The sequence below is a fragment of the Collinsella sp. TF08-11AT genome, assembly GCF_003437035.1.
GTDB lineage: Bacteria > Actinomycetota > Coriobacteriia > Coriobacteriales > Coriobacteriaceae > Collinsella.
Genome location: NZ_QSRL01000005.1, coordinates 79,196 through 103,271, shown reverse-complemented (window position 1 = coordinate 103,271; position 24,076 = coordinate 79,196). Strand labels below are relative to the sequence as shown.

21 protein-coding genes are annotated in these 24,076 nt (G+C 60.9%); 20 read left to right on the top strand and 1 reads right to left on the bottom strand.

Features of this window, described 5'->3' with window-relative positions:
- The 7 genes from DXC79_RS05015 (at position 1) to rpsJ (ending at position 10,429) form a co-directional block, all read left to right on the top strand.
- Positions 1 to 4,479, top strand: a complete 4,479-nt coding sequence (locus DXC79_RS05015; protein WP_195644174.1) for a DNA-directed RNA polymerase subunit beta' — start codon at positions 1 to 3, stop codon at positions 4,477 to 4,479.
- Between the two features lie 308 nt (positions 4,480 to 4,787).
- Entirely contained in the window at positions 4,788 to 5,306 is a 519-nt protein-coding gene (locus tag DXC79_RS05010; protein WP_187364957.1) for an RNA polymerase sigma factor, read from the top strand.
- Complete coding sequence (locus DXC79_RS05005; RefSeq protein ID WP_117635352.1) at positions 5,257 to 6,333, top strand: DUF4179 domain-containing protein; 1,077 nt, start codon at positions 5,257 to 5,259, stop codon at positions 6,331 to 6,333. The genes DXC79_RS05010 and DXC79_RS05005 overlap by 50 nt, the downstream gene beginning before the upstream one ends.
- A gap of 682 nt (positions 6,334 to 7,015) precedes the next feature.
- Entirely contained in the window at positions 7,016 to 7,393 is a 378-nt protein-coding gene (gene rpsL / locus DXC79_RS05000; RefSeq protein WP_006235012.1) for a 30S ribosomal protein S12, read from the top strand.
- Positions 7,394 to 7,467: 74 nt separating this feature from the next.
- Positions 7,468 to 7,941, top strand: a complete 474-nt coding sequence (gene rpsG / locus DXC79_RS04995; protein WP_006235013.1) for a 30S ribosomal protein S7 — start codon at positions 7,468 to 7,470, stop codon at positions 7,939 to 7,941.
- Positions 7,942 to 7,960: 19 nt separating this feature from the next.
- Positions 7,961 to 10,060, top strand: coding sequence for an elongation factor G (gene fusA, locus DXC79_RS04990; RefSeq protein WP_022094183.1), 2,100 nt, complete (start codon positions 7,961 to 7,963; stop codon positions 10,058 to 10,060).
- Between the two features lie 60 nt (positions 10,061 to 10,120).
- Positions 10,121 to 10,429: a 30S ribosomal protein S10 gene (gene rpsJ, locus DXC79_RS04985; protein WP_022094184.1), complete on the top strand. Its 309-nt coding sequence runs from the start codon at positions 10,121 to 10,123 to the stop codon at positions 10,427 to 10,429.
- Between the two features lie 116 nt (positions 10,430 to 10,545).
- On the opposite strand, the gene DXC79_RS04980 is transcribed toward rpsJ, so the two are convergent.
- Positions 10,546 to 11,322 carry a biotin--[acetyl-CoA-carboxylase] ligase gene (locus DXC79_RS04980; RefSeq protein ID WP_117635351.1) on the bottom strand — a complete coding sequence of 259 codons (777 nt, stop codon included), beginning with the start codon at positions 11,320 to 11,322 and terminating at the stop codon, positions 10,546 to 10,548.
- Positions 11,323 to 11,496: 174 nt separating this feature from the next.
- On the opposite strand from DXC79_RS04980, the gene DXC79_RS04975 reads away from it, so the two are divergent.
- The 13 genes from DXC79_RS04975 (at position 11,497) to DXC79_RS04915 (ending at position 23,899) form a co-directional block, all read left to right on the top strand.
- Complete coding sequence (locus DXC79_RS04975) at positions 11,497 to 12,456, top strand: beta-ketoacyl-ACP synthase III (RefSeq protein WP_117563769.1); 960 nt, start codon at positions 11,497 to 11,499, stop codon at positions 12,454 to 12,456.
- 52 nt (positions 12,457 to 12,508) lie between these two features.
- Positions 12,509 to 12,745, top strand: a complete 237-nt coding sequence (locus DXC79_RS04970; RefSeq protein ID WP_006235019.1) for an acyl carrier protein — start codon at positions 12,509 to 12,511, stop codon at positions 12,743 to 12,745.
- A gap of 2 nt (positions 12,746 to 12,747) precedes the next feature.
- Complete coding sequence (gene fabK / locus DXC79_RS04965; RefSeq protein ID WP_117563768.1) at positions 12,748 to 13,692, top strand: enoyl-[acyl-carrier-protein] reductase FabK; 945 nt, start codon at positions 12,748 to 12,750, stop codon at positions 13,690 to 13,692.
- Positions 13,680 to 14,606 carry an ACP S-malonyltransferase gene (locus DXC79_RS04960; protein ID WP_117635350.1) on the top strand — a complete coding sequence of 309 codons (927 nt, stop codon included), beginning with the start codon at positions 13,680 to 13,682 and terminating at the stop codon, positions 14,604 to 14,606. Before fabK ends, DXC79_RS04960 begins: the two co-directional genes overlap by 13 nt.
- A gap of 30 nt (positions 14,607 to 14,636) precedes the next feature.
- Positions 14,637 to 15,410, top strand: coding sequence for a 3-oxoacyl-[acyl-carrier-protein] reductase (gene fabG / locus DXC79_RS04955; protein ID WP_117635349.1), 774 nt, complete (start codon positions 14,637 to 14,639; stop codon positions 15,408 to 15,410).
- Between the two features lie 39 nt (positions 15,411 to 15,449).
- A complete protein-coding gene (gene fabF, locus DXC79_RS04950) occupies positions 15,450 to 16,697 on the top strand; it encodes a beta-ketoacyl-ACP synthase II (RefSeq protein WP_089572489.1) in 1,248 nt (415 codons plus the stop codon).
- 3 nt (positions 16,698 to 16,700) lie between these two features.
- The gene (gene accB, locus DXC79_RS04945; RefSeq protein ID WP_117635348.1) at positions 16,701 to 17,177 is read left to right on the top strand and encodes an acetyl-CoA carboxylase biotin carboxyl carrier protein; all 477 of its coding nucleotides are present in this window, start codon (positions 16,701 to 16,703) and stop codon (positions 17,175 to 17,177) included.
- Between the two features lie 9 nt (positions 17,178 to 17,186).
- Positions 17,187 to 17,609, top strand: a complete 423-nt coding sequence (gene fabZ, locus DXC79_RS04940) for a 3-hydroxyacyl-ACP dehydratase FabZ (protein ID WP_022094192.1) — start codon at positions 17,187 to 17,189, stop codon at positions 17,607 to 17,609.
- Positions 17,610 to 17,619: 10 nt separating this feature from the next.
- A complete protein-coding gene (locus tag DXC79_RS04935; protein ID WP_117635347.1) occupies positions 17,620 to 18,963 on the top strand; it encodes an acetyl/propionyl/methylcrotonyl-CoA carboxylase subunit alpha in 1,344 nt (447 codons plus the stop codon).
- Positions 18,950 to 20,674, top strand: coding sequence for an acetyl-CoA carboxylase, carboxyltransferase subunit beta (accD, locus tag DXC79_RS04930; protein WP_117635346.1), 1,725 nt, complete (start codon positions 18,950 to 18,952; stop codon positions 20,672 to 20,674). The genes DXC79_RS04935 and accD overlap by 14 nt, the downstream gene beginning before the upstream one ends.
- A gap of 40 nt (positions 20,675 to 20,714) precedes the next feature.
- On the top strand, positions 20,715 to 21,929 hold the full coding sequence (locus tag DXC79_RS04925; protein WP_147327481.1) for a PTS transporter subunit EIIC: 1,215 nt from the start codon (positions 20,715 to 20,717) through the stop codon (positions 21,927 to 21,929).
- 149 nt (positions 21,930 to 22,078) lie between these two features.
- Positions 22,079 to 23,233, top strand: coding sequence for a cation diffusion facilitator family transporter (locus DXC79_RS04920; protein WP_117635344.1), 1,155 nt, complete (start codon positions 22,079 to 22,081; stop codon positions 23,231 to 23,233).
- A 39-nt stretch (positions 23,234 to 23,272) separates the two neighbouring features.
- Entirely contained in the window at positions 23,273 to 23,899 is a 627-nt protein-coding gene (locus tag DXC79_RS04915; protein WP_158550968.1) for a histidine phosphatase family protein, read from the top strand.
- Positions 23,900 to 24,076 lie beyond the last annotated feature (177 nt).

The window sequence follows — 24,076 nt, the reverse complement described above, 5'->3', positions numbered from 1 at the left end:
GTGGCAGATTTCGAAGCTACTGATTTTGACTCGGTAAAGATCTCCCTTGCCTCCGCCGACCAGATCCGTTCCTGGTCGCACGGTGAGGTCAAGAAGCCGGAGACCATCAATTACCGTACCCTCAAGCCCGAGAAGGACGGCCTGTTCTGCGAGAAGATCTTCGGTCCCGCCAAGGACTGGGAGTGCTCCTGCGGCAAGTACAAGGGCATCCGCTTTAAGGGCATCGTCTGCGAGCGCTGCGGCGTCGAGGTCACCTCGGCCAAGGTGCGTCGCGACCGCATGGGCCACATCGAGCTCGCCGCTCCCGTGTCCCACATCTGGTACTTCAAGAGCCCCACGAGCTTCCCGATGAGCCGTATGCTCGACATCAAGTCCAAGGACCTCGAGAAGGTTCTGTACTTTGCCAGCTACATCATCACCGAGGTTGACTACGAGGCTCGCGAGGCCGACGCCGACGACCTGCGCGAGGAGCTCGCCGCCGATCTGGAAGAGATCGATGCCGAGTGCGCCCGCCAGATCGAGTCCCTCAAGGAGCAGGGCGACCCCGAGAACTTTGACGAGTTCTCCGACGAGGAGCCGCTGACCCCCGAGGAGATCGCCTCCGGCATCGTCGACATTGAGGAGGAGTGCAAGGACGAGAAGCAGCTCCGCACGGACGCCTTCAACGCCTTCATGAAGCTCACCGAGCGCGACCTCATCTCCGATGAGCCGCTGTTCCGCGAGATGACCCGCTACTACTCCATGTACTTCAAGGGTGGCATGGGTGCCGAGGCCGTCCGCGACCTGCTCGCTGCCATCGACCTTCCCTCCGAGGCCGAGAAGCTCAAGGCCATCATCGCCGACGAGGATTCCCAGAAGCAGAAGCGCGAGAAGGCCGTTAAGCGCCTCGAGGTCGTTGACGCCTTCCTGAAGGGCGGCAACAGCCCCGCGAACATGATCCTGGACGTCATCCCGGTCATTCCGCCCGATCTGCGCCCGATGGTCCAGCTCGACGGCGGCCGCTTTGCCGCGTCTGACCTCAACGATCTGTATCGTCGCGTGATCAACCGTAACAACCGACTCAAGCGCCTGCTCGACCTGGACGCCCCTGCGATCATCGTGAACAACGAGAAGCGCATGCTCCAGGAGTCCGTGGACGCCCTGTTCGACAACGGCCGTCGTGGTCGCCCGGTCTCTGGCCGTGGCGGTCGCCCGCTCAAGTCGCTCGCCGAGGCCCTCAAGGGCAAGCAGGGTCGCTTCCGTCAGAACCTGCTGGGTAAGCGTGTCGACTACTCCGGCCGTTCGGTAATCGTTACCGACCCCAAGCTGCTGCTGCACCAGTGCGGTCTGCCCAAGACCATGGCGCTGGAGCTCTTCAAGCCCTTCGTCATGAAGCGCCTGGTCGAGCTCGGCAAGGTCGAGAACATCAAGGGCGCCAAGCGCGCTATCGACCGTGGTGCCACCTTTGTGTGGGACATCCTCGAAGAGGTCATCGACGGCCGCGTCGTGCTGCTCAACCGTGCACCGACCCTGCACCGTTTGTCCATCCAGGCCTTTGAGCCGGTGCTGGTCGAGGGCAAGGCCATCCACCTGCACCCGCTGGTCTGCTCGCCCTTCAACGCCGACTTCGACGGCGACCAGATGTCCGTCCACGTGCCGCTGTCCAGCCAGGCTCAGGCCGAGGCTCGCGTGCTCATGCTCTCTGCGAACAACCTGCGCTCGCCGGCATCCGGCAAGCCGGTCAACATCCCCTCGCAGGACATGATCATCGGTGTGTACTACCTGACCCAGGTCCGCGACGGTCTGCCGGGCGAGAACCACGTGTTCGCAAGCTTCGACGATGCGCTGCACGCCTATGACTGCCGCTCCGAGGTCGACATGCAGGCCAAGATTCAGGTCCGTGTGTCCGCTGCCGACGCCAATGTCATCAACGAGGACGGCACCCGTATCTTCCGCGTCAAGAACGGCAAGAACGAGTTTGTCGACTACGACGTCACCGGCAACAAGACCGCGCGCTTCGAGACCTCTATTGGCCGCATCATCTTCAACCGCCAGTGCCTGCCCGAAGACTATGAGTTCATGAACTATAAGATGGTCAAGGGCGATGTGGCCAAGCTGGTTGCGGACTGCTGCGATCGCTATCCCGAGGCCAAGGTCGGTCCGATCCTCGACGCCATCAAGTACTCCGGCTTCCACTACGCTACCCGCGCCGGCCTCACCATCTCGGTGTGGGACGCTCTCATCCCTGCCGAGAAGCAGGAGCTGCTCGACCGCGCCCAGGCCAACGTCGACCAGATCAACGAGTACTTCGAGGAGGGCTTCATCAACGAGACGGAGCGCCACATCGAAGTCGTTAACGAGTGGACCGCTTGTACCGACAAGGTCGCAGCGCTCATGCTCGACTTGTTCGACGAGGAGAACCCGCTCTACATGATGGCCGACTCCGGCGCCCGTGGTTCTAAGACCCAGCTGCGTCAGCTCGGCGGCATGCGTGGCCTGATGGCAGACATGTCCGGCGAGACGATCGACCTTCCCATTAAGGCGAACTTCCGCGAGGGCCTGCTGCCGCTCGAGTACTTCATTTCGACCTATGGCGCCCGTAAGGGCCTGGTCGATACCGCATCCCACACCTCGGACTCTGGTTACCTGACCCGTCGTCTGGTCGACGTGGCCCAGGACGTCATCGTCCGCGAGGAGGACTGCGGTACGCACGAGGGCGTTACCTACAACCTCATCATCCCCGGTACCACCGACCTCAACACCGACCTCGTCGGCCGTTGCTTCATCGAGGACGTCGTGGCTCCCGATGGCACCGTGCTCTTTGAGCAGGACGGCTACATCGAGAAGGTCGCCGACATCCAGAAGATGGTCGATGCCGGCCTCAAGAAGGTCAAGCTTCGCGCGCTGCTCACCTGCCGCTCCAAGTACGGCGTGTGCCAGAAGTGCTACGGCTGGGATCTTTCCACTCGTCGTCCAGTCGCCATCGGTACCGCGGTCGGCATTATTGCCGCCCAGTCCATCGGCGAGCCCGGTACGCAGCTTACGATGCGTACCATTCACTCCGGCGGCGTCGCTGGCGTCGACGATATTACGCAGGGTCTGCCTACGGTCAGCCGTATGTTCGATATCGTCGGCAACGTCAACGAGAAGATTCTGGGTCGCGAGGCCGAGCTGGCTCCGTACTCCGGCCACCTCTCGATTAAGCCCGAGAAGTCCGAGTACGTGCTGACGCTCACCGACTCCGAGGACCACACCCGTGTCCTTGACGAGCGCCGCGTCCCCGCATCGGTGCGCTTTATGCCCGAGATCGAGGACGGCTGCGAGGTTCGCGCCGGCGACCAGATCACCAAGGGCTTCGTCAACTTCCGTAACCTGCGCAAGCTGACCGACATCGAGTCGACGATGCACACCTTCGTCGAGAGCGTCAAGGACGTCTACACCAGCCAAGGCGTCGACCTGAACGACAAGCACATCGAGGTGCTCGCACGTCAGATGCTGCGTCGCGTTCAGATCACCAACCCCGGCGACTCCAAGTACCTGCTTGGTCAGTACGTCGACCGCTACGAGTTCGCTGACGAGGTCGAGCGCGTTGCCCGTCTGGGCGGTCAGGCTCCCGTGGCCGAGCCCGTCATCCTGGGTACGCTCAAGGTCGCGTCCAACATCGACTCCTGGCTGTCGAGCGCTTCGTTCATCCGTACCGCCGGCGTCCTTACCGAGGCTGCTATTGAGGGCAAGGTCGACCACCTGCTCGACCTTAAGTCCAACGTCATCGTCGGTAAGAAGATCCCGGCTGGTACCGGCCTCAAGCCGTACGCCAACGCCAAGCTGACGTATCGCACGGCCGACGGCTACGTGGACATCGATGGTCCGGCTTCGCCCAACGCCAAGTCGCTGCCCGAGTGGGCTCCTGTGGAGCTCAAGGACCTGGACGAGCAGCTTCCGCAGCAGCTCGACTGGGCCGGCTACGACGAGTTCGGCGGTGCTGACGGTTCGTTCACCCGCAACGGCCACACCATCTCTGCTGAGAAGGCTCGCCTGTACCTGTTCGACGACCTGGGCGTGTCGCAGCGCTGGACCAACAAGTTCAGCGAGGTCGGCATCGAGACGGTCGGCGACCTGGTCGGCAAGTCCGAGGAGGATCTGCTGCGCATCGATGGCATCGGTGCCAAGGCGATCGAGGAGCTCCGTGACGGCCTGGAGGCCCACGACCTGCTCTACATCCTCGAGAACAACGACGACGTTGCCGACGAGGAAGACCTCTCGCAGCTGCTGCAGATGGTCTTTAGCCCCGACGGTCCGGACGACATCCTGCTGGGCACCTCCGCCACGCCGACGCATCACGCCGACGCCGACGAGGAGCTCCTGGGCGCCCCGATCGACGACAAGAAGGCTCCCGCCAACGGTGCCATCAACGAGGACATGGCTTCCCTCGACGAGCTGCTCAACCAGCTCGTGGACACCGACGACGCCGAAGAGGCCAAGGACAACGACGAGGAGTAATTAGTTCCGCCGTTCTAACGAACGGCGGCGACCTCCGTCGCTGCGCGGCCCCCAGAGCTACAATCTGTCATTCAAAAGGCAGGGCATGACCAAAAGGTCAATGCCCTGCCTTTTTCATGCCACCTTGTACGCTCTGGGGGCCGCTCGCTTGCGTATGCTCAACTTGTTGCGTTCCGTTGGTCACTTGCAAAAAAGGACAGGTTTATTTTGGTAGTTTTTCCTGCTTGAATTTGAAACATTCCGTTTGGTCAAAGCGTATCTATGGTGAGGGCCCCATCAAGAACCATCAGTGTCACCGGGAGGTGATTATGGAAGAACAAGCTTTTAGACAGGCGGTCGAAGACCACCGGGATGTCGTGTTTCGGATCGCATTGACGTATCTGCGTGATCGCGCTGACGCCGACGATGTCGCTCAAGACGTCTTTCTTAAGTTGCTCAAAAGCGACGCGCAATTTGAAAACTGGGAGCATCTTCGTCGATGGCTTATCCGGGTCACGATCAATGAATGTAAATCTCTCTTTCGAAAGCCGTGGAGGCGCGTGGAGGATATTGAGAATCTGGCCGATTCGCTTTCGACGGCGCAGGAGGAGACCAAGGCGGTCCTGTCAGACGTTATGCGACTTCCGGAGCGATTCCGTATTCCTATCGTGCTCTATTACTATCTGGGCTTCTCGACTTCAGAAATTGCCGAGTTACTGCATGTGCCAGCCGCGACCGTTCGAACGCGTTTAGCTCGCGGCAGATCGAAGCTCAAGTTCATCCTAGAGGAGGGCGACCGTGAAATCCAACCAGATCAAGCAGGCCTTCGAGTCCGTCCAAGCCGATAGCGATCTTGCTGACCGTGTTCTTTATGCCGCTGCTGGCGAGCCGCTTCGCCGAAAGGGTCACGCGAAGCCTCTGTATGTTGCCGTAATCGGATGTCTTGCCGGAGTGCTGGCGACCGGAGGGGTCGCCTACGCTGTTGTCAATTCCAGTTATTTTGCCTCTGCCTGGGGAAACCATGGCAACGGAGAGTCCGTTACCTGGACAAATGGCGGCTCGTCGGGGACGAAATATACCTACACCAGAGAGTTTGGTGATGGTATCGCGCCCCAAAGCCTGGAGGGTGCAGTCCAGAAGGTCAATCTGTCCGTCGAGGGCAACGGCTATACGCTCGACATTCATGAGATGGCAATCGACGAGAACGGTTGCGGTGCTGTGACGTTTACATTGTCCAATCCGAATGGCGTTAACTACTACAAGCCGGCGGCAGAGCTTGGCGAACTTGTTCTCTATGGTGAAGAAGAAGGGGGCGTCAGTACACCCAGCATGAACTTCGGCGAGGAATGGGCTGATACACGCTGCACCATTGATAAAGACACATCAAGCGACACGGTCATTAACGGCACGATGTACTTTGCATCTTGGAATCGCGATCGAGATTTACGACATGCGGTCACCTGGAATATCAGTTGGACGGAGGGCAAAGGTGAGGATGCGAAGGTGTTCGAGGTATCGACGCCAGAGTTTAACGTCGGAGCGCACGTCGATACAAAAGAACTCCGCTCCGATGACTCGCCTCTCGAGATCAGTCCGTTTTCCATCCAGACGCACATCGATGATCTGGGCTATGAAGCAGTTGATCATAAACTGACCGTCACCTACAAGGATGGGTCAGAGCAGATTATCGAAGATGACGACGCAGGGGCGTACAATTTCTATGTTTCGATGGGACGCAATAGCGGAGAGAACATTTGGGTGCCATCGAAGTTGATTGATGTCGACCAAGTGGTTTCAGTAACGCTCGAAGGCACACGCTGCACTTCAACAGGGGGCGCCGAAACGTCGGAACCCTTTACCATCGTCTATTCGTAAGATTTGGGGCCGCTTTCTACTAGGGGAAGCGGCCTTCTTTGCGGTAAATGGGCGGTTAGACCGCACGATATTCGCCTGCATTCCTGAAGTATGCGGCAAAATCTTGATGGGTCGACCACACCGTATATGCTCAAGCGCTCTACCTGCGGGTTTATTATCGCAAAACCCCGGTGCGCTCGGCGGGTCCAGAATTTGCCGCATACTTCCGAAAGCGCCGCCGATTTCCATGCGACAGGTGAGAGCAGATCACCGTTGGAGCGCGACGTTTCCCCAGATAAAACCGACCAAAATAAACCTGTCCCTTTTTGGCAGGTAACGTTGCCCCGACGAGCACGTCGGATCCCCGGCCCGGGCGGCACAGGGGTTAAGTTTGTCGCGAGTTCCGCACGAGCCGGAGGCCACTTAATGTGGCCTCCGTGCGAGCCAGGACTGTAGAGCAGCAAACTTAACCCCTGTGCCGCCCGGCCCGGGGATCCGCCAGCGCGCACAGGAGGGGATTCCTTTTGTGTAGGCTTTGCGGAAATGTGCCAATTTTGGGATACGCCCGGCGGCGTGGTCTGTTGACGGCACAGCTAACGCCACGTATCCTATCGAACTGCGTGTTTCGTAGGGGGATGCTGACCCCTCGATTCAAGCCGTTGCACTTTACAGAAAGCTGGAATCATTCGAGAAGGAGTACGCTTTGCCTACTATTAACCAGCTGGTTCGCCAGGGCCGTCGTTCCGTGCCCAAGAAGTCCAAGAACGCTGCTCTGCAGCACAACTCCCAGAAGCGCGGCGTGTGCACCCGCGTCTTCACCACGAGCCCCAAGAAGCCGAACTCGGCTCTTCGTAAGGTTGCCCGTGTTCGCCTTGTCAACGGCATCGAAGTTACTGCTTACATCCCGGGTGAGGGCCACAACCTGCAGGAGCACTCCATCGTGCTCGTCCGCGGCGGTCGTGTCCGTGACCTCCCTGGTGTCCGTTATCACGTCATCCGTGGCGCCTACGACGCTGCTCCGGTCCAGAACCGTATGCAGGCCCGTTCCAAGTACGGTGCTAAGCGCCCCAAAGCTAAATAAGCCAGATAACGTTTTGATACTTTCGCCGTGTGCCGTCTTGAGCGCCGCACGGTAGACACTTAAGGAGATTTCACATGCCGCGTCGTGCAGCAGCTAATCGTCGTGAGGTTCAGCCTGACGCCGTTTACAACAACCGCCTGGTGACTCAGCTCATCAACAAGGTCCTTCTTGACGGCAAGAAGGCCACCGCTGAGCGCATCGTTTACACCGCTTTCGAGATCGTTGCCGAGAAGTCCGAGGGTGGCGACGCTCTCGCTACCTTCAAGAAGGCTATGGACAACGTCAAGCCCACGCTCGAGGTTAAGCCCAAGCGTGTCGGTGGCGCTACCTATCAGGTCCCGATGGAGGTCAACTCCCGTCGTTCCACCGCTCTGGGTATCCGCTGGATCGTCAACTTCTCCCGCGCTCGCAAGGAGAAGACCATGGCCGAGCGTCTCGCCAACGAGATCCTCGACGCCTCCAACGGCCTGGGCGCTTCCGTCAAGAAGCGTGAGGACGTCTTCAAGATGGCCGAGGCCAACCGCGCGTTCTCTCACTATCGTTGGTAAGTTAAGGTAAGGAACTAACATGGCTAAGCCTAAGTACAAGCTTTCCGATACCCGTAACATCGGCATCATGGCCCACATCGATGCCGGTAAGACCACCACGACCGAGCGTATTCTTTACTACACCGGTAAGACCCACAAGATCGGTGAGGTCCATGAGGGCGCTGCCACCATGGACTGGATGGTTCAGGAGCAGGAGCGCGGCGTAACCATTACCTCCGCTGCTACCACCTGCTTCTGGAACAAGGACGGCAAGGACTACCGCATCCAGATCATCGACACCCCGGGCCACGTTGACTTCACCGCCGAGGTCGAGCGCTGCCTGCGCGTCCTCGATGGCGCTGTCGCCGTCTTCGACGCCGTTGCCGGCGTTCAGCCCCAGTCTGAGACCGTTTGGCGTCAGGCTTCTACCTTCAACGTTCCCCGCATCGCCTTCATCAACAAGTATGACCGCGTGGGCGCTGACTTCTTCAACGCTATCGAGACCATGAAGGATCGTCTCGACGCTAACGCCGTGGCCGCTCAGGTCCCGATGGGCGCCGAGGACAACTTCTGGGGCGTCATCGACCTGGTCACCATGACTGCATGGGACTTCAAGGCCGACGAGAAGGGCATGACCTACCCCGAGCCGATGGACGAGATCCCGGCTGAGTTCGCCGACATCGCTGCCACCAAGCGCGAGGAGCTCCTCGACGCTGCTGCCAGCTTTGACGACGAGCTCATGGAGAAGATCCTCATGGAGGAGGACTTCACCGTCGAGGAGCTCAAGGCTGCTCTGCGTAAGGGCGTTCTGGCCAACGAGCTCAACCTCGTCTTCGTGGGCTCCGCCTACAAGAACAAGGGCGTCCAGGAGCTGCTCGACGCTGTCGTCGACTACCTGCCCAGCCCGCTCGACGTTGAGGCCGTCACCGGTACCGATCCGGACACCGGCGAGGAGATCCAGCGTCATCCTTCCTTCGACGAGCCCTTCTCCGGCCTGGTCTTCAAGATCATGACCGACCCGTTCGTCGGTAAGCTCACCTACGTCCGCGTTTACTCCGGCCGCGCCGAGTCCGGCTCCTACGTTGTCAACGCTTCCAACGGTCAGCGCGAGCGCCTCGGCCGCATCCTCGAGATGAACGCCGCCGAGCGTATCGACCGTGACGACGCTGCCGCCGGCGACATCGTCGCTTGCGTCGGATTCAAGAACTCCACCACCGGTGACACCCTGTGCGCCGAGGGCAAGGAGATCGTCCTCGAGAAGATCGAGTTCGCTAAGCCCGTTATCGACGTTGCCATCGAGCCCAAGACCAAGGCCGAGCAGGACAAGATGTCCCTGGCTCTGACCAAGCTCGCCGAGGAGGACCCGACCTTCCAGGTGTCCACCAACCACGAGACCGGCCAGACCATCATCGCCGGCATGGGCGAGCTGCACCTCGAGATTATCGTCGACCGTCTGCTCCGCGAGTTCAAGGTTGACGCTAACGTTGGTAAGCCCCAGGTTGCCTACCGCGAGACCGCTGGTCACGACGTCGAGAAGGCTGAGGGCAAGTTCGTCCGTCAGTCCGGTGGTCGCGGTCAGTACGGCCACGCCGTCATCAAGCTCGAGAAGATGGAGGAGGGCTTCGGCTACGAGTTCGTCAACGCTATCGTCGGCGGCGTCGTGCCCAAGGAGTACATCCCGTCCATCGACAAGGGCATCCAGGAGGCCCTGAACACCGGTGTTATCGCCGGCTTCCCGGTCCTCGACGTTAAGGTCACCCTGTTCGACGGTTCTTACCACGAGGTCGACTCCTCCGAGGCCGCCTTTAAGATCGCCGGTTCCATGGCTATCAAGGACGCCCTCAAGAAGTCCGACCCGCAGCTGCTCGAGCCGATCATGGCTGTCGAGGTCGAGACCCCCGAGCAGTACATGGGCGACGTTATGGGCAACCTCTCCGGTCGCCGCGGCAAGATCGAGGGCATGGAGGATCGCAAGAACAGCAAGCTCATCCGTGCCAAGGTGCCGCTGGGCGAGATGTTCGGTTACGCTACCGACCTTCGCTCCCAGACCCAGGGCCGTGCATCCTACACGATGCAGTTCGACTCTTATGAGCCCGCGCCCAAGTCCATCGTGGACGAGGTCATGAGCAAGAACGCCTAAGTTCGAGCTCCCTGTTACGTAATCCGCGAGAGCATCTCTCGCACTCTTTGGAGGTTTAAGTTGGCTACCCAGAAGATCCGCATTCGCCTCAAGGGCTATGATCACGAGGTCGTCGATCAGTCCGCGAAGCTCATCGTCGAGACCGCTCAGAAGACCGGCGCTCGCGTTTCCGGTCCTGTCCCCCTGCCCACCGAGCGCAACCTGTACACGGTTATCCGCTCGCCGCACGTGAACAAGGACTCCCGTGAGCAGTTCGAGATGCGCACCCACAAGCGCCTCATCGACATCCTCGACCCCACCTCGGGCACCGTTGATTCGCTTATGCGTCTCGACCTCCCCGCTGGCGTCGACATCGACATCAAGCTCTAAGCGATATCGCTCATAGCTTAAAGGGCCCCGCTGCCGTTACGGTAGCGGGGCCCTTTTGTTTTGCATGATGGGTTTGGATCGCCGGGTAAGGCTGCCGAGCGGCTGGCTGTGGCGACCTACTCACTCAAGGGGCGCAATGACGCTTCCTCAAAATGGAAGGATCGCAAGCCGTCTTCTGTTTCGATGCACGCACGACCAAAGCCATCGACCGTTTTAAAGATGCCTCGCGCCAGCTCGTCACCGGCAGGGGAGCGGGCGATAACGTGCTTTCCAATCCAATTGAGGTGAGCGACATATTCGCCGTGGACGGGCGCGAGCGGTCCGGTGTTTTCTTCCATGGCGTTGAGGCGTTCTGCCCAGGCATCTATAGCGTCTATAACTGCGTGATAGACCTCATCGAGGAGCATGTCGACAGCTGGAACGTTCTCGTTAAGGTCCGAGAGACCGATTGCCGGCAGGCCGCCATCGGGCACCTCTTGGGGCGCATAGTTCACATTGACACCAATGCCACAGACGGCGAAAGGTTTGCCTTCGTTATCGCGTGCGGCCTCGACCAGAATGCCGCCGAGTTTGCGTCCACGCGCGACCAGGTCGTTGGGCCATTTGAGGCCAATCTCGTTTGCAAGACCCTGTTTTTCGAGCGCCTCGAGCACCGCTAGGCCGCTGACGGCAGCAAGACCAGAGTACTTCGCAGGATTAACGCATGGACGCAGGACAATCGAAAGCAATAGGTTGCCGGCGGTTGAATCCCACTTGTGGCCGCGCCGGCCGCGTCCTGCTGTCTGAGCCCGGGCGGCAAGTCCTGTGCCGTGCGGCGCTCCCTGTTTTCCTGCTTCGAGCAGGTCATCGTTGGTCGATCCGGTTACGTCGACTATCGTTAATTTGGCATCCATAACGGCTGCTACCTCCTTAATGAATAAGTGAATAACGCAATGGTGTCGAGAGAGACACAATGTGAAGCCTTTGTCGCATTTGGACAATTTAATGTTAACACGTTAACAACGACTGAAATGCGCTATCCTCTCTTGGTCGATGTAAACACGTCAACAACTCAAAGGAGGTTAGTGATGGGTTTCACGATTCTTGGAACAGGCTCGGCGCTTCCTAAGCGCAGTGTTTCCAATGACGAGCTGTCCGAGTTCCTCGATACCTCGGATGAGTGGATTTTTACCCGCACAGGTATTAAGAGTCGCCACGTCTGCACCACCGAGTCACTTGACGACCTTGCCGTAGCGGCGAGCGAGCGGGCACTTCAGGTGTCCGGAATCGACGCGAGCCAGTTGGATCTGATCGTCTGCTCGACGACGACGGGTGACCACCTTGTTCCCGCCGAGGCGTGTGCCGTTGCTGAGCGACTGGGCGCGACGTGCCCTGCCTTCGATGTCTCGGCTGCCTGCGCCGGCTTCGTATTTGCGCTCGATGTTGCCGAGGGCTATATCGCCCGAGGACGAGCCAAGCATGTGCTTGTCGTTGCCGCCGAGCAGATGACGCGCGCGCTCGACTGGACCGACCGCGCCACCTGTGTGCTCTTTGGCGATGGGGCAGGCGCCGCGGTGATTGAGGCTGGGGGAGACAGCCCCCTTGCCGTTGAGCTTTCGACGGCGCCCGACGTCGAGACGTTGTGCGTTCCCGGTCTGGTCGGCACCTCGCCGTTTAAGGCCTCCGCAGATAGCGAGAGCGTGCTGTCCATGAATGGCCGCCGCGTGTTCAAGTTCGGCGTCAACGCGATTTGCGACACGGTCCATAAGCTTGCGAGCGATGCGGGCATTTCGGTCGAGGACATCGACCATTTTGTATTCCATCAGGCTAACGAACGAATCCTGAGTCAGGCGGTCAAGCGCCTCGGTGTGCCAGACAAGCGCGTGGTTCGAACGCTGCGCGAGACCGGCAACATTTCGAGCGCATGCATTCCGCTTGCCCTCGACCGGCTGGCAAACGCCGGTGCACTTCACACGGGCGACACCATCACCCTCGTTGGATTTGGCGCCGGTCTGGATATAGGTGGCTATCTACTTCGTTGGAAGTAGTCGCACATAGGAAATAAAAACGCCCCTAGGGCACAAACAAAGGAGAACTACCATGGCAGATCAGAAGACCTTCGAGCGCGTTTGCGATGTTATCCGCGAGACCGCCGGTCTTGACGACGTCGAGATGAAGCCCGAGTCCACGCTCGAGGAGATTGGTCTCGACAGTCTGGGCACCGTCGAGATCCTCGTCGCCGTTGAGGACGAGTTTGGCATCCAGCTCGATACCGAGGAGAACCCCAAGACGGTCGGCGAGTTCGCCGATACGGTCGAGGCGGCATTGGAGAAGTAGAGATGCTCAAGACTCCTCTCTGCGATCTGCTCGGCATCGAAAAGCCCGTGTTCCAGGGCGGTATGGCCTGGATCGCCGACGCCTCGCTGGCGTCCGCAGTGTCCGAGGCGGGCGGCTTAGGGATTATCGCGGCCATGAACGCCGACGCCAACTGGCTGCGCGACCAGATTCATGAGCTGCGCGCCAGGACGGATAAGCCCTTTGGCGTCAACGTCATGCTCATGAGCCCGTTTGCCGACGAGGTCGCGCGGGTCGTGATTGACGAGCGGGTGCCGGTCGTCGTGACGGGTGCCGGCAATCCCACCAAGTACATGAAGGCGTGGAACGAGGCGGGCATCAAGGTCATCCCGGTCGTTGCCTCGGTGGCGCTGGCGCGCCTCGTGGCGCGTCGTGGAGCCACTGCCGTGGTTGCCGAGGGTACCGAATCAGGCGGCCATATTGGCGAGACCTCGACGATGGCACTGGTGCCGCAGGTTGTCGATGCGGTCGATATTCCCGTGGTTGCGGCTGGCGGTATCGCCGATGGCCGCGGCGTGGCGGCCGCCTTTATGCTGGGCGCCGCCGGCGTGCAGGTGGGTACGCGCTTTCTGATCGCAGATGAGTGCACCGTATCGGAGCAGTACAAGGAGATGGTCCTGAAGGCCAACGACACCTCGACGCGTGCGACCGGCCGCTCGACGGGACACCCGGTGCGTGCCCTCAAGAGCCCCTTCACCAACGCCTACGCCAAGAGCGAGGCGGCGGGCGTAAGCGTCGAGGAGCTCGGGGCCATGGGCACGGGCGCCCTTCGCAAGGCCGCCAAGGACGGCAATTACGAAGAGGGCTCGTTTTTGTGTGGACAGATTGCCGGCATGGTCAACGAGCGCCAAAGCGCACGTGAAATCGTTGACGACCTGGTCGATGGCGCCGAGCACGTCCTGAAGGGTGCGTGCGCATGGGTGGCGTAGCGTTTCTGTTTGCCGGCCAGGGCGCCCAGCACCCCGCGATGGGCGTCGACCTGATCGAGGCATCGCCGGCGGCCGCCGAGGTGTTCGCCATTGCCGACGAGGTGCGCCCGGGGACCAGTGAGCAGTGCCGAAGCGCCTCCAAGGAGGAGCTCTCGCAGACCGAGAACACGCAGCCGTGCGTGTTCGTTCACGATCTGGCAGCGGCTGCCGCCCTGCGTGAGCGCGGCGTGGTACCTGCCGCCTGTGCGGGTTTTTCGCTTGGCGAGGTCGCCGCGCTCACCTTTGCGGGGGCGTTCGATACGCGAGCGGGCTTTGAGCTCGTGTGCGAGCGCGCGGCGCTGATGGCCGCGGCTGCCGAGCGCCATCCGGGCGGCATGCGCGCCGTCATCAAGCTCGATGCGGCGCAAGTCGAGAACCTGGCAAAACAGGCCGGCGAGGACTGTTGGCCGGTCAACTACAACAGTCCGCAGCAGACGGTTGTTGCCGGACCGCCCGAGGCGCTGCAGGAGCTCGACGTCCTAGTAAAAGAGGCTGGCGGCCGCGCTATGAAAGTCGCGGTGTCGGGCGCATTTCATAGCCCCTATATGGCCGAGGCGACTGAGGGGCTGGCGACGTATATCCAAGCCGGCCACGCGCCGTCACCGCTGCTGATTCCGGTCATGGCAAACATGACGGCGGCGCCCTATCCGGCGAACCCGCGAGCGGCATCGGATGTCTTGGCCAATCAGGTGAGTCATGCCGTTCGTTGGGTCGACACGCTGCATGCTCTGCAGAATCAGGGCATCGACACGTTTATTGAGGTCGGCCCTGGCAAAACGCTGTCGGGCCTGGCCAAGCGTACGCTGAGCGACGTTCGCGTGTATTCGTGCGAAACGGCCGAGCAGGTCGCAGCTATTGCCGACGAGCTCGCATAGTCCACAGGGCTGTAACCCGAAAGGAATGACATGGGCAACTTGAACAACGGCGCGCTCGAGCGCAACGACTCACGTCGCGTGGCACTGGTCACGGGCGGCTCGCGGGGTATCGGCCGCGCCTGCGCTGTCGGTCTGGCGGAGGACGGCTTTGATATCGCCGTCGTCTATGCCGGCAGCGTCGATGCGGCGCGCGAGACGTGCGAAGCCTGTGAGGCGGTTGGCGCCACGGCACGCGCATATCAATGCGACGTGGCCGATCCCGATGCCGTCAACGCTTGCGTGGAGACGGTCCTCAACGACTTTGGCTTCATTTGGGCGCTTGTCAACAACGCCGGCATCACGCGCGACGGCCTGCTCATGCGCATGGGCGATGACGCATTCGATCGCGTGCTCGATGTCAATCTCAAGGGAACATTCAATATGACGCGCGCACTCACCAAGACCTTTATGCGCCAGCGCGGCGGTTGCGTCGTCAACATGAGCTCGGTCGTGGGCCTGATGGGCAATGCCGGGCAAGCCAACTACGCTGCTTCCAAGGCGGGCGTGATAGGGCTTACCAAGGCGGTGGCGCGCGAGCTTGCGCCTCGTGGCGTACGAGCGAACGCGGTCGCCCCCGGGTTTGTCGAGACAGATATGACGGCAAAGCTCTCGGAGAAGGTGCGTACGGCAACCGAGGAACAGATTCCCCTTAAGCGCATGGCACGTCCCGAGGAAGTGGCCGGCGTGGTGCGCTTTTTAGCGAGCGATGCGGCTGCTTACATTACGGGCGAGGTCGTGCGCGTCGACGGCGGAATGGCGATGTAGAAACCAGGGCCGAAGAACGGCTTGGATGAGGAGACCATGATGGAACAGAGAGTTGCAATCACCGGCATCGGTGCCGTATCGCCGCTCGGCAACACCGCGCTTGCCACCTGGGCGGCCATGTGTGCCGGCACGTGCGGCATCGGCCCGATCACGCACTTCGATACCGATGCGTTTACCGTCAAGGTGGCGGCTGAAGTCAAGGGCTTTGACGGCAACGAGTACTTTGGCAAGCGTGACGCCAAGCATCTCGACCCCTGCGTTCAGTTTGCGATGGCGGCTTCGGACGAGGCAATGCACGATGCGGGCTTTGATGTCGAAGGCGCCATCGATCGTGAGCGTCTGGGCGTCTACGTGGGCTCGGGCGTGGGCGGCATGACGACGCTCGTCGACAACGTCCACACGATCGCCGATCGTGGACCTCGCCGCGCATCGCCCTATATGATTGCGATGATGATCCCCAACATGGCTTCGGGCAATATCGCGATCCGCCACAAGGCAAAGGGACCGACCCTGCCAGTCGTGACTGCTTGCGCGACCTCGGCCCATGCGGTGGGCGAGGCGTTCCGCGCCATCAAGCACGGCTATGCCGACGCGATCCTCGCGGGCGGCGCCGAGGCGGCCATTATCCCCGATGCCGTTGCAGGCTTTACGTCCTGCCGCGCATTGACCACCAACCCCGATCCCGCGACGGCTTGCCGCCCGTTCGATGCAGACCGCGACGGCTTTGTGATGGGCGAGGGCGCTTGCGTGCTGGTACTCGAGAGCATGGAACATGCGCAGGCGCGCGGTGCGCACATTTATGCCGAGGTCGTGGGCTACGGCAACACCGATGATGCTTATCACATCACGAGTCCCGATCCCGAGGCTGCCGGCATTGCCCGCGCGATATCGCTGGCGGTGGCCGAGGGCGACGTCAAGCCTTCCGAGGGCCTCTACATCAATGCCCACGGCACCTCGACCAAGCTTAATGATTCGTCCGAGACGGCGGGCATTAAGCGTGCGCTCGGCGAGGACGCGGCACGCGCCGCGCACGTCTCGTCGACCAAGTCGATGACCGGTCACATGATCGGCGCCACGGGTGCCATTGAGGTCATGGCCTGCGCCATGGCGCTCGAGCAGGGCGTGGTGCCCCCGACCATTAACTACCACACGCCCGATCCCGCCTGCGATCTTGATTACACGCCCAATCGCGCGGTTCGCGCCGACCTTACCTGGGCGCTTTCGACCAACCTGGGCTTTGGCGGGCACAACGCCGCCATCGCGCTGCGTAGATATACGAGGAGCTAGAGCATGGATTCCAAAAGACTTGCCGAGATAGCCGATGTTATGGAGGACCGCGGCCTCACGCGCGTGCGCGTTGAGGAGCCCGATGGCACCGCGGTCGAACTCGAGCGTGCGAGCGCCGCGCAGCCGGTTGCCGTGCCCATGCCTATGCCGGGTGCCGTGACTGCTCCGGTGGTGGCTCCTGTCGCCATGCCTGCCGCCGCACCGGAGCCCGCCGCGCAGGCGCCTGCCGCCGCACCGGAGCCCAAGGGCACCGAGGTGACCGCTCCCATGGTCGGCGTTTTCTATGCTGCCCCGGCGCCGGGCGACGAGCCGTTTGTGCACGTGGGCTCCAAGGTCAAGGCCGGTGAGACCCTCTGCATCATCGAGGCCATGAAGGTTCTCAACGAGGTGACGGCCGAGGCAGACGGCGAGGTGCTCGAGATCTGCGTGGCCGACGGCGACCTCGTGGAGTTCGGCAGTTGCCTTATGAGGATCGGATAGGTGATGTCCATGAACAAAGAAGAGCTCAAGAAGCTGTTGCCGCATCGCGAACCGATGCTTTTGCTCGACGAAGCCGAGCTGGTGGGCGACGAGGCCCACGGCAAGATCACGATTACGGGTGACGAGTACTTTTTGCAGGGGCATTTTCCGGGAAACCCGGTCGTTCCCGGCGTGATTCAGTGCGAGATGCTCGCCCAAAACTGTTGCGTGCTGCTGATGGGCGATGAGGAGGCGCGCGGCGCGACGCCGTTCTATACGAGCCTCGATAAGGTGCGCTTTAAGCGTCCGGTGCGCCCGGGCGACACGGTTGATCTGGTGTGCACCATCACGCGTGCGCGCGGGCCGTTCCGCTTTGCGACGGGTACTGCGAGCGTTAACGGTGAGGTTTGCTGCCGCGCCGATATGTCTTTTGCACTCATGCACGAAAGTTAAGGAAGGCTTCATGTTCGACAAAGTGCTCATCGCCAACCGCGGCGAAGTCGCGGTCCGTGTTATCCGCGCGTGCCGCGATATGGGCATCAAGACCGTCGCCGTTTATTCCACGGCCGATGCGGACGCGCTACACGTGCAGCTTGCCGACGAGGCGTATTGCATCGGCGGCCCGCGTCTTGCCGAGAGCTACCTCAATGACGATGCCGTGCTCACCTGTGCCGTAAAGTCGGGCGCCAAGGCAATTCATCCCGGCTATGGCTTTTTCTCCGAGAAGGCGAGCTTCGCGCGCGACTGCGACAAGTATGGCCTGGCGTTTGTCGGTCCCTCGGCCGAGGTGATCGACAGCATGGGCGACAAGGACGCCGCACGTCGAACGGCTGCCGCGGCGGGCGTGCCCATCGTGCCGGGCTGCGATTTGCTCAAAAGCCCCGAGGAGGCAACGGCCGAGGCCGAGCGCATTGGCTGCCCCGTGCTCATCAAGGCGCGTGCAGGTGGCGGCGGTCGCGGCATTCGCAAGGTCGGGCGCGTGGAAGATGCGGCAAAGGCGTTCATCGAGGCGCGTGCCGAGGGCGAGGCCGTTTTTGGCGACGGCGAGTGCTACATGGAGAAGTTCGTCGCGCCGGCGCACCACGTCGAGGTGCAGATTATGGCCGATAAGCAGGGCCATGTGTTTTCGCTCGGCGAGCGCGAGTGCTCGGTGCAACGCCGCAACCAAAAGCTGATCGAGGAGAGCCCCGCGCCGTGCCTCGACGGACACGACGATATTCGCGCGCGCATGCACAAGGCCGCGCGCGACCTGGCTCGTGCCGTCGGTTACGAAGGAGCCGGTACCATCGAGTTCCTGTATTCGGATGACGGCAATTTCTACTTTATGGAAATGAACACGCGCTTGCAGGTGGAGCATCCGGTTACGGAGTTTGTGACCGATACCGACTTGGTCAAGTGGCAGCTGCGCGTGGCGGCCGGCCAGCCTCTGCCCTTTGAGCGGGAGGACATGCCGGTTCGCAACCACGCCATGGAGTGCCGCATCAATGCCGAAACGCCGGACTTTCTGCCGTCATGTGGAACGGTTACCGCGTTGCGTGTGCCGGGTGGTCCGCGCGTACGCTGGGATTCCGCCATGTTTACCGGTGCGAACGTTCCGCCGTACTACGACTCCATGCTCGGCAAGCTCATCGTGTGCGCGCCCACGCGTGACGGCGCCATTCGCAAGATGCGCTCGGCCCTGGGCGAGCTCGTGATTGAGGGCGTGAGCGAAAACAGCGAGCTTCAGCTCGACGTGCTGGCAAACGACGAGTTCTTGTCGGGCATGTATCACACCGATCTGATGGGGCATCTCTATGCTGATGAATAGAAAAGCGAAGACGGTCAACGTCCTCGAGGGGCCGATGACCGAGTCGTGCGCCGAGTTTCCTGCGCGCCACGTGTTTATCAAGTGCCCGGAGTGCCGCCGTGTGATCGATGAGGCACGCCTGCACGACAACCTCGAGGTCTGCCCTCGTTGCGGCAAGCACTTTCGCGTGAGCGGTCGCGCGCGCATGCGCATGACGGTTGACGAGGGCACGTTTGAGGAATGGGATGCTAGTCTGGCGCCGGAGGACTTCCTCTCGTTTCCCGGCTATGCCGACAAGCTCAAGATCGTGAGCGAGCGTTCGGGCGAACGCGATGCCGTTGTGTGCGGCAGGGGCAAAATCTGCGGCTGCGATACGGCACTCTTCTTTATGGACGCTAACTTTATGATGGGCTCGATGGGCTCCGTGGTGGGCGAGAAGATCTGTCGCACATTTGAGCATGCGACCGAGCTGGGATTGCCAGTTGTCGGCTTTACCGTTTCGGGCGGTGCGCGCATGCAAGAGGGCGTGACCTCGCTTATGCAGATGGCCAAGATTTCTGCGGCGGTTAGGCGCCACAGCGAGGCGGGCGGCCTGTATATCACGGTGCTCACCGATCCCACGACCGGAGGCGTAACCGCGAGCTTTGCCATGGAGGGCGACATTATCCTGGCCGAGCCCGATGCCCTGACGGCATTTGCCGGCCCGCGCGTGATCGAGCAGAACATGCACAAGCGCCTGCCCAAGGGATTCCAGCGCTCCGAGTTTTTGCTGGAGCACGGCTTTTGCGATGCCGTTGTTCCGCGTGGCGAGATTGCGCTCACGGTAGGCGAGCTGCTGGCGCTGCACGAAGGGCACGCGCCCGGCCTGGGGGCACCGCATGAGATCGTGCATACGGGTCGCCGCGGCAAAAAGTTGGGACACTTGTTCAAGCGCTCGGCCGTACCAAAAACCGCGCTCGAGATTGTCAAGCAGACCCGCTCGGCAGATCGCGCCACGGCAGGCGAGATGATCTCGCTGGGCCTGGATGGATTTGTGGAGCTGCACGGGGACCGCTACTTTGGCGACGACGCCGCTGTGGTGGCTGGCATTGGCTGGAAAGACGGACGCCCCGTAACGGTCATCGCCATCGAACGCGGCACCACGACCAAAGAGCGCATGCGCCGCAACTTTGGTATGGCGCATCCCGAGGGCTACCGCAAGGCGCGTCGCCTTATGCGTCAGGCCGAAAAGTTTGGTCGACCGGTTCTGTGCCTGGTCGATACTTCGGGCGCGTTTTGCGGCATCGGTGCCGAGGAGCGCGGCCAGGGCGAGGCGATTGCCCAGAATCTCATGGAGATGAGCGGCCTTAAGACGCCGATTGTCTCGGTGGTGACAGGCGAGGGCGGCTCTGGTGGCGCGCTGGCGCTATCCGTGGCCGACCGCATCCTGATGCTCTCGAGCTCGGCCTATTCGGTCGTGAGTCCCGAGGCCTGCGCGTCGATCCTGTGGAAGGATACGGAGCGTGCGGATGAGGCCGCCGAGGCGCTTAAGCTCACGGCCCCCGATCTGCTGGCGCTCGGCATCATCGACGGCATTGTCGACGATAGGGGCCTGTCGCATGAGGAGATCGCCGGTGCCGTCATGTCTTCGGCATTCGATGCCTTCGATACGCTTGGGCAGCTCGACGACGCGACCCTCACAAACCTCCGCTATGAAAAGTACCGCACAATCGGTCGGTACCGCACGATGTGACAAAGGGGCAGCCCGTATGTCACATTGGGAAAGGCGTTCCATGTCACAAGTTACTAACACCTCGTTCACAACGACGGTCTCATCAAACGCCATGGCCGTGGTGGACTATCTGTCCAAAAGCATGATGTCGGCGCTGCCCTTTATTGTCTGCGCGGCGTTGTTCCGCACCGTCGCCGTCATTATGGGCGAAGGCATGCTGGGCCTGTGGCCTGCCGATTCCGAAATCTATCGCCTGTTCTACAGTTGGCTCTATAACGCCGGTTACTACTTTTTGCCCATCTATCTTGGTTGGGCGGCTGCCCGCCAGCTCGGTTGCTCGGAACAACTGGGCATGATGCTGGGCGGCGTATTGATTGCGCCCGATCTGCTTAAGCTCGTCGATGCCGCATCGACGGCGGGGGCATCGATGACTTCCGTGTATGGTCTGCTTCCCGCGCCGGTCAACGATTACACGACGACTGTTATTCCGGTCCTCATCTCGGTGCCCGTGCTATGGCGAGTGGAGTGTTTCTTTCATCGAGTTATCCCTAAGGCCGTGGCATTTTCGTTCGTTCCGTTTGCAACCATGCTCGTCATGGTTCCGGTTTCGCTGTGTATTACAGCGCCGGCGGGCAGCTATCTGGGCATGCTGTTGGGCCAGCTTATGTTTATGCTTGGCAATTCCGGTGGCATCGTGTCGCTGCTCACGCTCATGGGGCTTGCCGCGGGTTGGGAGTTTCTTAAGATCGCGGGTATCAGCAACGTTGTCCTATCGCTTGCGTACGCGCAGTTTATGAGTGTGGGAACGGATTCGTGCATCCTGATTGCCGCGACGATGGCGACGTTCGCCGTTTGGGGCATGCCTTTTGGCGCGTCGCTTCGCGTTGCGGATAAGGACGAGAAGGCGCTCATGCTGGGCTATTCAATCTCGGGTGTTCTTGGCGGCGTAAGCGAGCCGGCGCTGTACGGTTGCGGCTTTAAATATGGCAGGTGCCTGACGTGCATGGCCATTGGCGGTGCCGTCGGAGGCCTTGTTGCGGCCGTGGGCCACGTTACGGCCTATACCATCGGCATGACGAATGTCCTCATGGTCATTGGCTTTGCCACGGGCGGCATCTCGAACCTGCTGTGGTGCTGCGTTGCCGGCAGTGTGGCATTTGCGGTGTCTGCGGCGCTGAGCTACTGCTTTGGCGTGGTGCCGGCGAAGGGGCAGACGACGGGGGACGGAGCTGATTCACCCGAAACCTCGAAGAGCGTGGCCGAAGCAAGCGCATAAACCTGTGCGACAAAGGGCGATTTCTTTGTCATGTTCCAAGGCCGTGGCCCGTGTGGGTTGCGGCCTTTTTGTATCTGTGGGGCAAAGTGGCTACACTACAATCCGTTTGAGCAATAGATATATAGGTAGTACCGTGGGGGCGGATATAGATGGTTGAGTGGATTGTTCGTCGTGCGCAGGGCGACCGTGCGCGCGTGGGAACGTTGACGGGCATAGTGTGTATTCTCGCCAATGTGGCACTATGCGCTGCAAAGGGCGTAATTGGCGTGCTGTCGGGATCGGTTTCGATTGTGGCGGATGCCATGAACAACCTGTCCGATGCCAGCTCGAACATCGTGAGCGTGCTTGGCTTTAAGCTGGCGGGCAAGCCGGCCGACCCCGAGCATCCTTACGGACATGGCCGCTACGAGTATCTCTCGGGTCTGGTCGTGGCGGCGCTCGTGCTGCTGATTGGCGTTGAGCTGGTGAAGTCCTCGGTTGAGCGCATCATCCACCCCGAACCTGTCGAGTTCTCGCTTGCCCTGGTGGCAGTCTTGGTGCTTTCGATGATTGTTAAGCTCTGGATGGCGGCCCTCAACCAAAAGCTCGGCGATCGCATTGAGTCCGAGACGCTGCATGCGACCGCTCAGGACTCAAAGAACGATGTCCTAGCTACGGGCGCCGTGCTGGCGTGCGCAATTGTTTCGCAGGTGACGCACATCAATCTTGACGCATGGGTCGGCCTTGCCGTTGGCGCCTATATTGGCTGGAGCGGCTTTGAGCTCATCCAGGATACGGTGAGCCCGCTTTTGGGCCAGGCACCCGACCCTAAGCTGGTCAAGCACATTCGAGACAAGATCATGAGCTACCCCGGCGTTTTGGGCGTTCACGATTTGATGGTTCACGACTACGGCCCGGGCAGGAAGTTCGCAAGCGCTCACGCCGAGATGGCAGCCGAGGCCAGCCCGCTGGAAAGTCACGACACGCTCGATAACATCGAGCAGTCGTTTAGGGTCGAAGACGGCATGATCGTCACGCTCCATTACGATCCCATCGTGACCGACGATCCAAAGGTGGCGAGCATGCGTCTGCGCATCAACGCTATGGCTCAAGAGATTGATAGCCGCCTCTCGATCCACGACCTACGCTGTGTTCCGGGCCCCACGCATACCAACGTGATCTTTGACTGCGTACGTCCCTCGGATTTGGCGATGAGCGCCGAGGACCTGAAGCGCGCGTTGGCGAAACGGGTCGAATCGGAATATCCCAAGTCGGTCGCCAAGATCACGATCGACGAAGACTACGTAGGCCGTACCCAAGAGTAGGGCTGTGCCGGCAAGGCAATGTATACAGAAGGGGAGAACATGAAGAGGCTGTATCTGCTCCGCCATGGCCAGACGGAATTCAACGTCAAAAAGCTCGTCCAGGGCCGCTGCGATTCACCGTTGACCGACCTGGGCCGCAAACAAGCGGGAATGGCAGCCGCATGGCTCAAAGCCCACGGCGTCGTCCCCGACAAAGTGGTCTCTTCGCCCTTAGGCCGAGCCATGGACACGGCAAGTCTCGTCGCAACCGAACTCCTCGGCCGGGATGCAGCAGTCGAGCCCTGCGAAGGCATCATCGAGCGCAGCTACGGCACCTTCGAAGAAGGCCCCCACGACGCCCTACCCACCGACGTCTGGGACCCCGGCGAGGACCTGATCCCATTTGGCGGAGAAGGAAGCCATGCCCTGCAGGAGCGCATGGTGGGCACCCTCACCAATCTCATGGGCGCCGAGGGCATCGAAACCCTCCTAGCAGTAAGCCACGGCAGCGCCAGCCGCCAATTCATCAAGGCTGCAGCCCCAGAGGGCTTCGAGCTCCCAACAAAACTCCCCAACTGCGCCATCATGATCTTCGATTTCGATGGGGAAAAGCTACAAGCAGAAGGCGAGCCAATGCAATGTAAGTTCACCCTCCAGCAAATAGTGGACCCCCAACAAAGTAATTAGCTGAGCGAGCAGAGTTAAGCAGACATCAACGTGTCGTCTCCCGAGCACGGCGGAGGGCCGGAGAAATATATTAAGGTCATCGCGAGTTCCGCACGCAAAGGAGAGCACTTAATGTGCTCTCCGTCTTGCGCAGGACTGTAGAGCAGGGACCTTAATATATTTCTCCGGCCCTCCGCC

What these genes read in the sequence shown, in the direction of transcription:
- DXC79_RS05010 (WP_187364957.1), top strand. Translation starts at nt 4,788, where the DNA reads ATGGAAGAACAAGCTTTTAGACAGGCGGTCGAAGACCACCGGGATGTC.
- rpsG (WP_006235013.1), top strand. Translation starts at nt 7,468, where the DNA reads ATGCCGCGTCGTGCAGCAGCTAATCGTCGTGAGGTTCAGCCTGACGCC.
- fusA (WP_022094183.1), top strand. Translation starts at nt 7,961, where the DNA reads ATGGCTAAGCCTAAGTACAAGCTTTCCGATACCCGTAACATCGGCATC.
- DXC79_RS04980 (WP_117635351.1), bottom strand. Translation starts at nt 11,322, where the DNA reads ATGGATGCCAAATTAACGATAGTCGACGTAACCGGATCGACCAACGAT.
- DXC79_RS04975 (WP_117563769.1), top strand. Translation starts at nt 11,497, where the DNA reads ATGGGTTTCACGATTCTTGGAACAGGCTCGGCGCTTCCTAAGCGCAGT.
- DXC79_RS04970 (WP_006235019.1), top strand. Translation starts at nt 12,509, where the DNA reads ATGGCAGATCAGAAGACCTTCGAGCGCGTTTGCGATGTTATCCGCGAG.
- fabK (WP_117563768.1), top strand. Translation starts at nt 12,748, where the DNA reads ATGCTCAAGACTCCTCTCTGCGATCTGCTCGGCATCGAAAAGCCCGTG.
- DXC79_RS04960 (WP_117635350.1), top strand. Translation starts at nt 13,680, where the DNA reads ATGGGTGGCGTAGCGTTTCTGTTTGCCGGCCAGGGCGCCCAGCACCCC.
- fabG (WP_117635349.1), top strand. Translation starts at nt 14,637, where the DNA reads ATGGGCAACTTGAACAACGGCGCGCTCGAGCGCAACGACTCACGTCGC.
- fabF (WP_089572489.1), top strand. Translation starts at nt 15,450, where the DNA reads ATGGAACAGAGAGTTGCAATCACCGGCATCGGTGCCGTATCGCCGCTC.
- accB (WP_117635348.1), top strand. Translation starts at nt 16,701, where the DNA reads ATGGATTCCAAAAGACTTGCCGAGATAGCCGATGTTATGGAGGACCGC.
- fabZ (WP_022094192.1), top strand. Translation starts at nt 17,187, where the DNA reads ATGAACAAAGAAGAGCTCAAGAAGCTGTTGCCGCATCGCGAACCGATG.
- DXC79_RS04935 (WP_117635347.1), top strand. Translation starts at nt 17,620, where the DNA reads ATGTTCGACAAAGTGCTCATCGCCAACCGCGGCGAAGTCGCGGTCCGT.
- accD (WP_117635346.1), top strand. Translation starts at nt 18,950, where the DNA reads ATGCTGATGAATAGAAAAGCGAAGACGGTCAACGTCCTCGAGGGGCCG.
- DXC79_RS04925 (WP_147327481.1), top strand. Translation starts at nt 20,715, where the DNA reads ATGTCACAAGTTACTAACACCTCGTTCACAACGACGGTCTCATCAAAC.
- DXC79_RS04920 (WP_117635344.1), top strand. Translation starts at nt 22,079, where the DNA reads ATGGTTGAGTGGATTGTTCGTCGTGCGCAGGGCGACCGTGCGCGCGTG.
- DXC79_RS04915 (WP_158550968.1), top strand. Translation starts at nt 23,273, where the DNA reads ATGAAGAGGCTGTATCTGCTCCGCCATGGCCAGACGGAATTCAACGTC.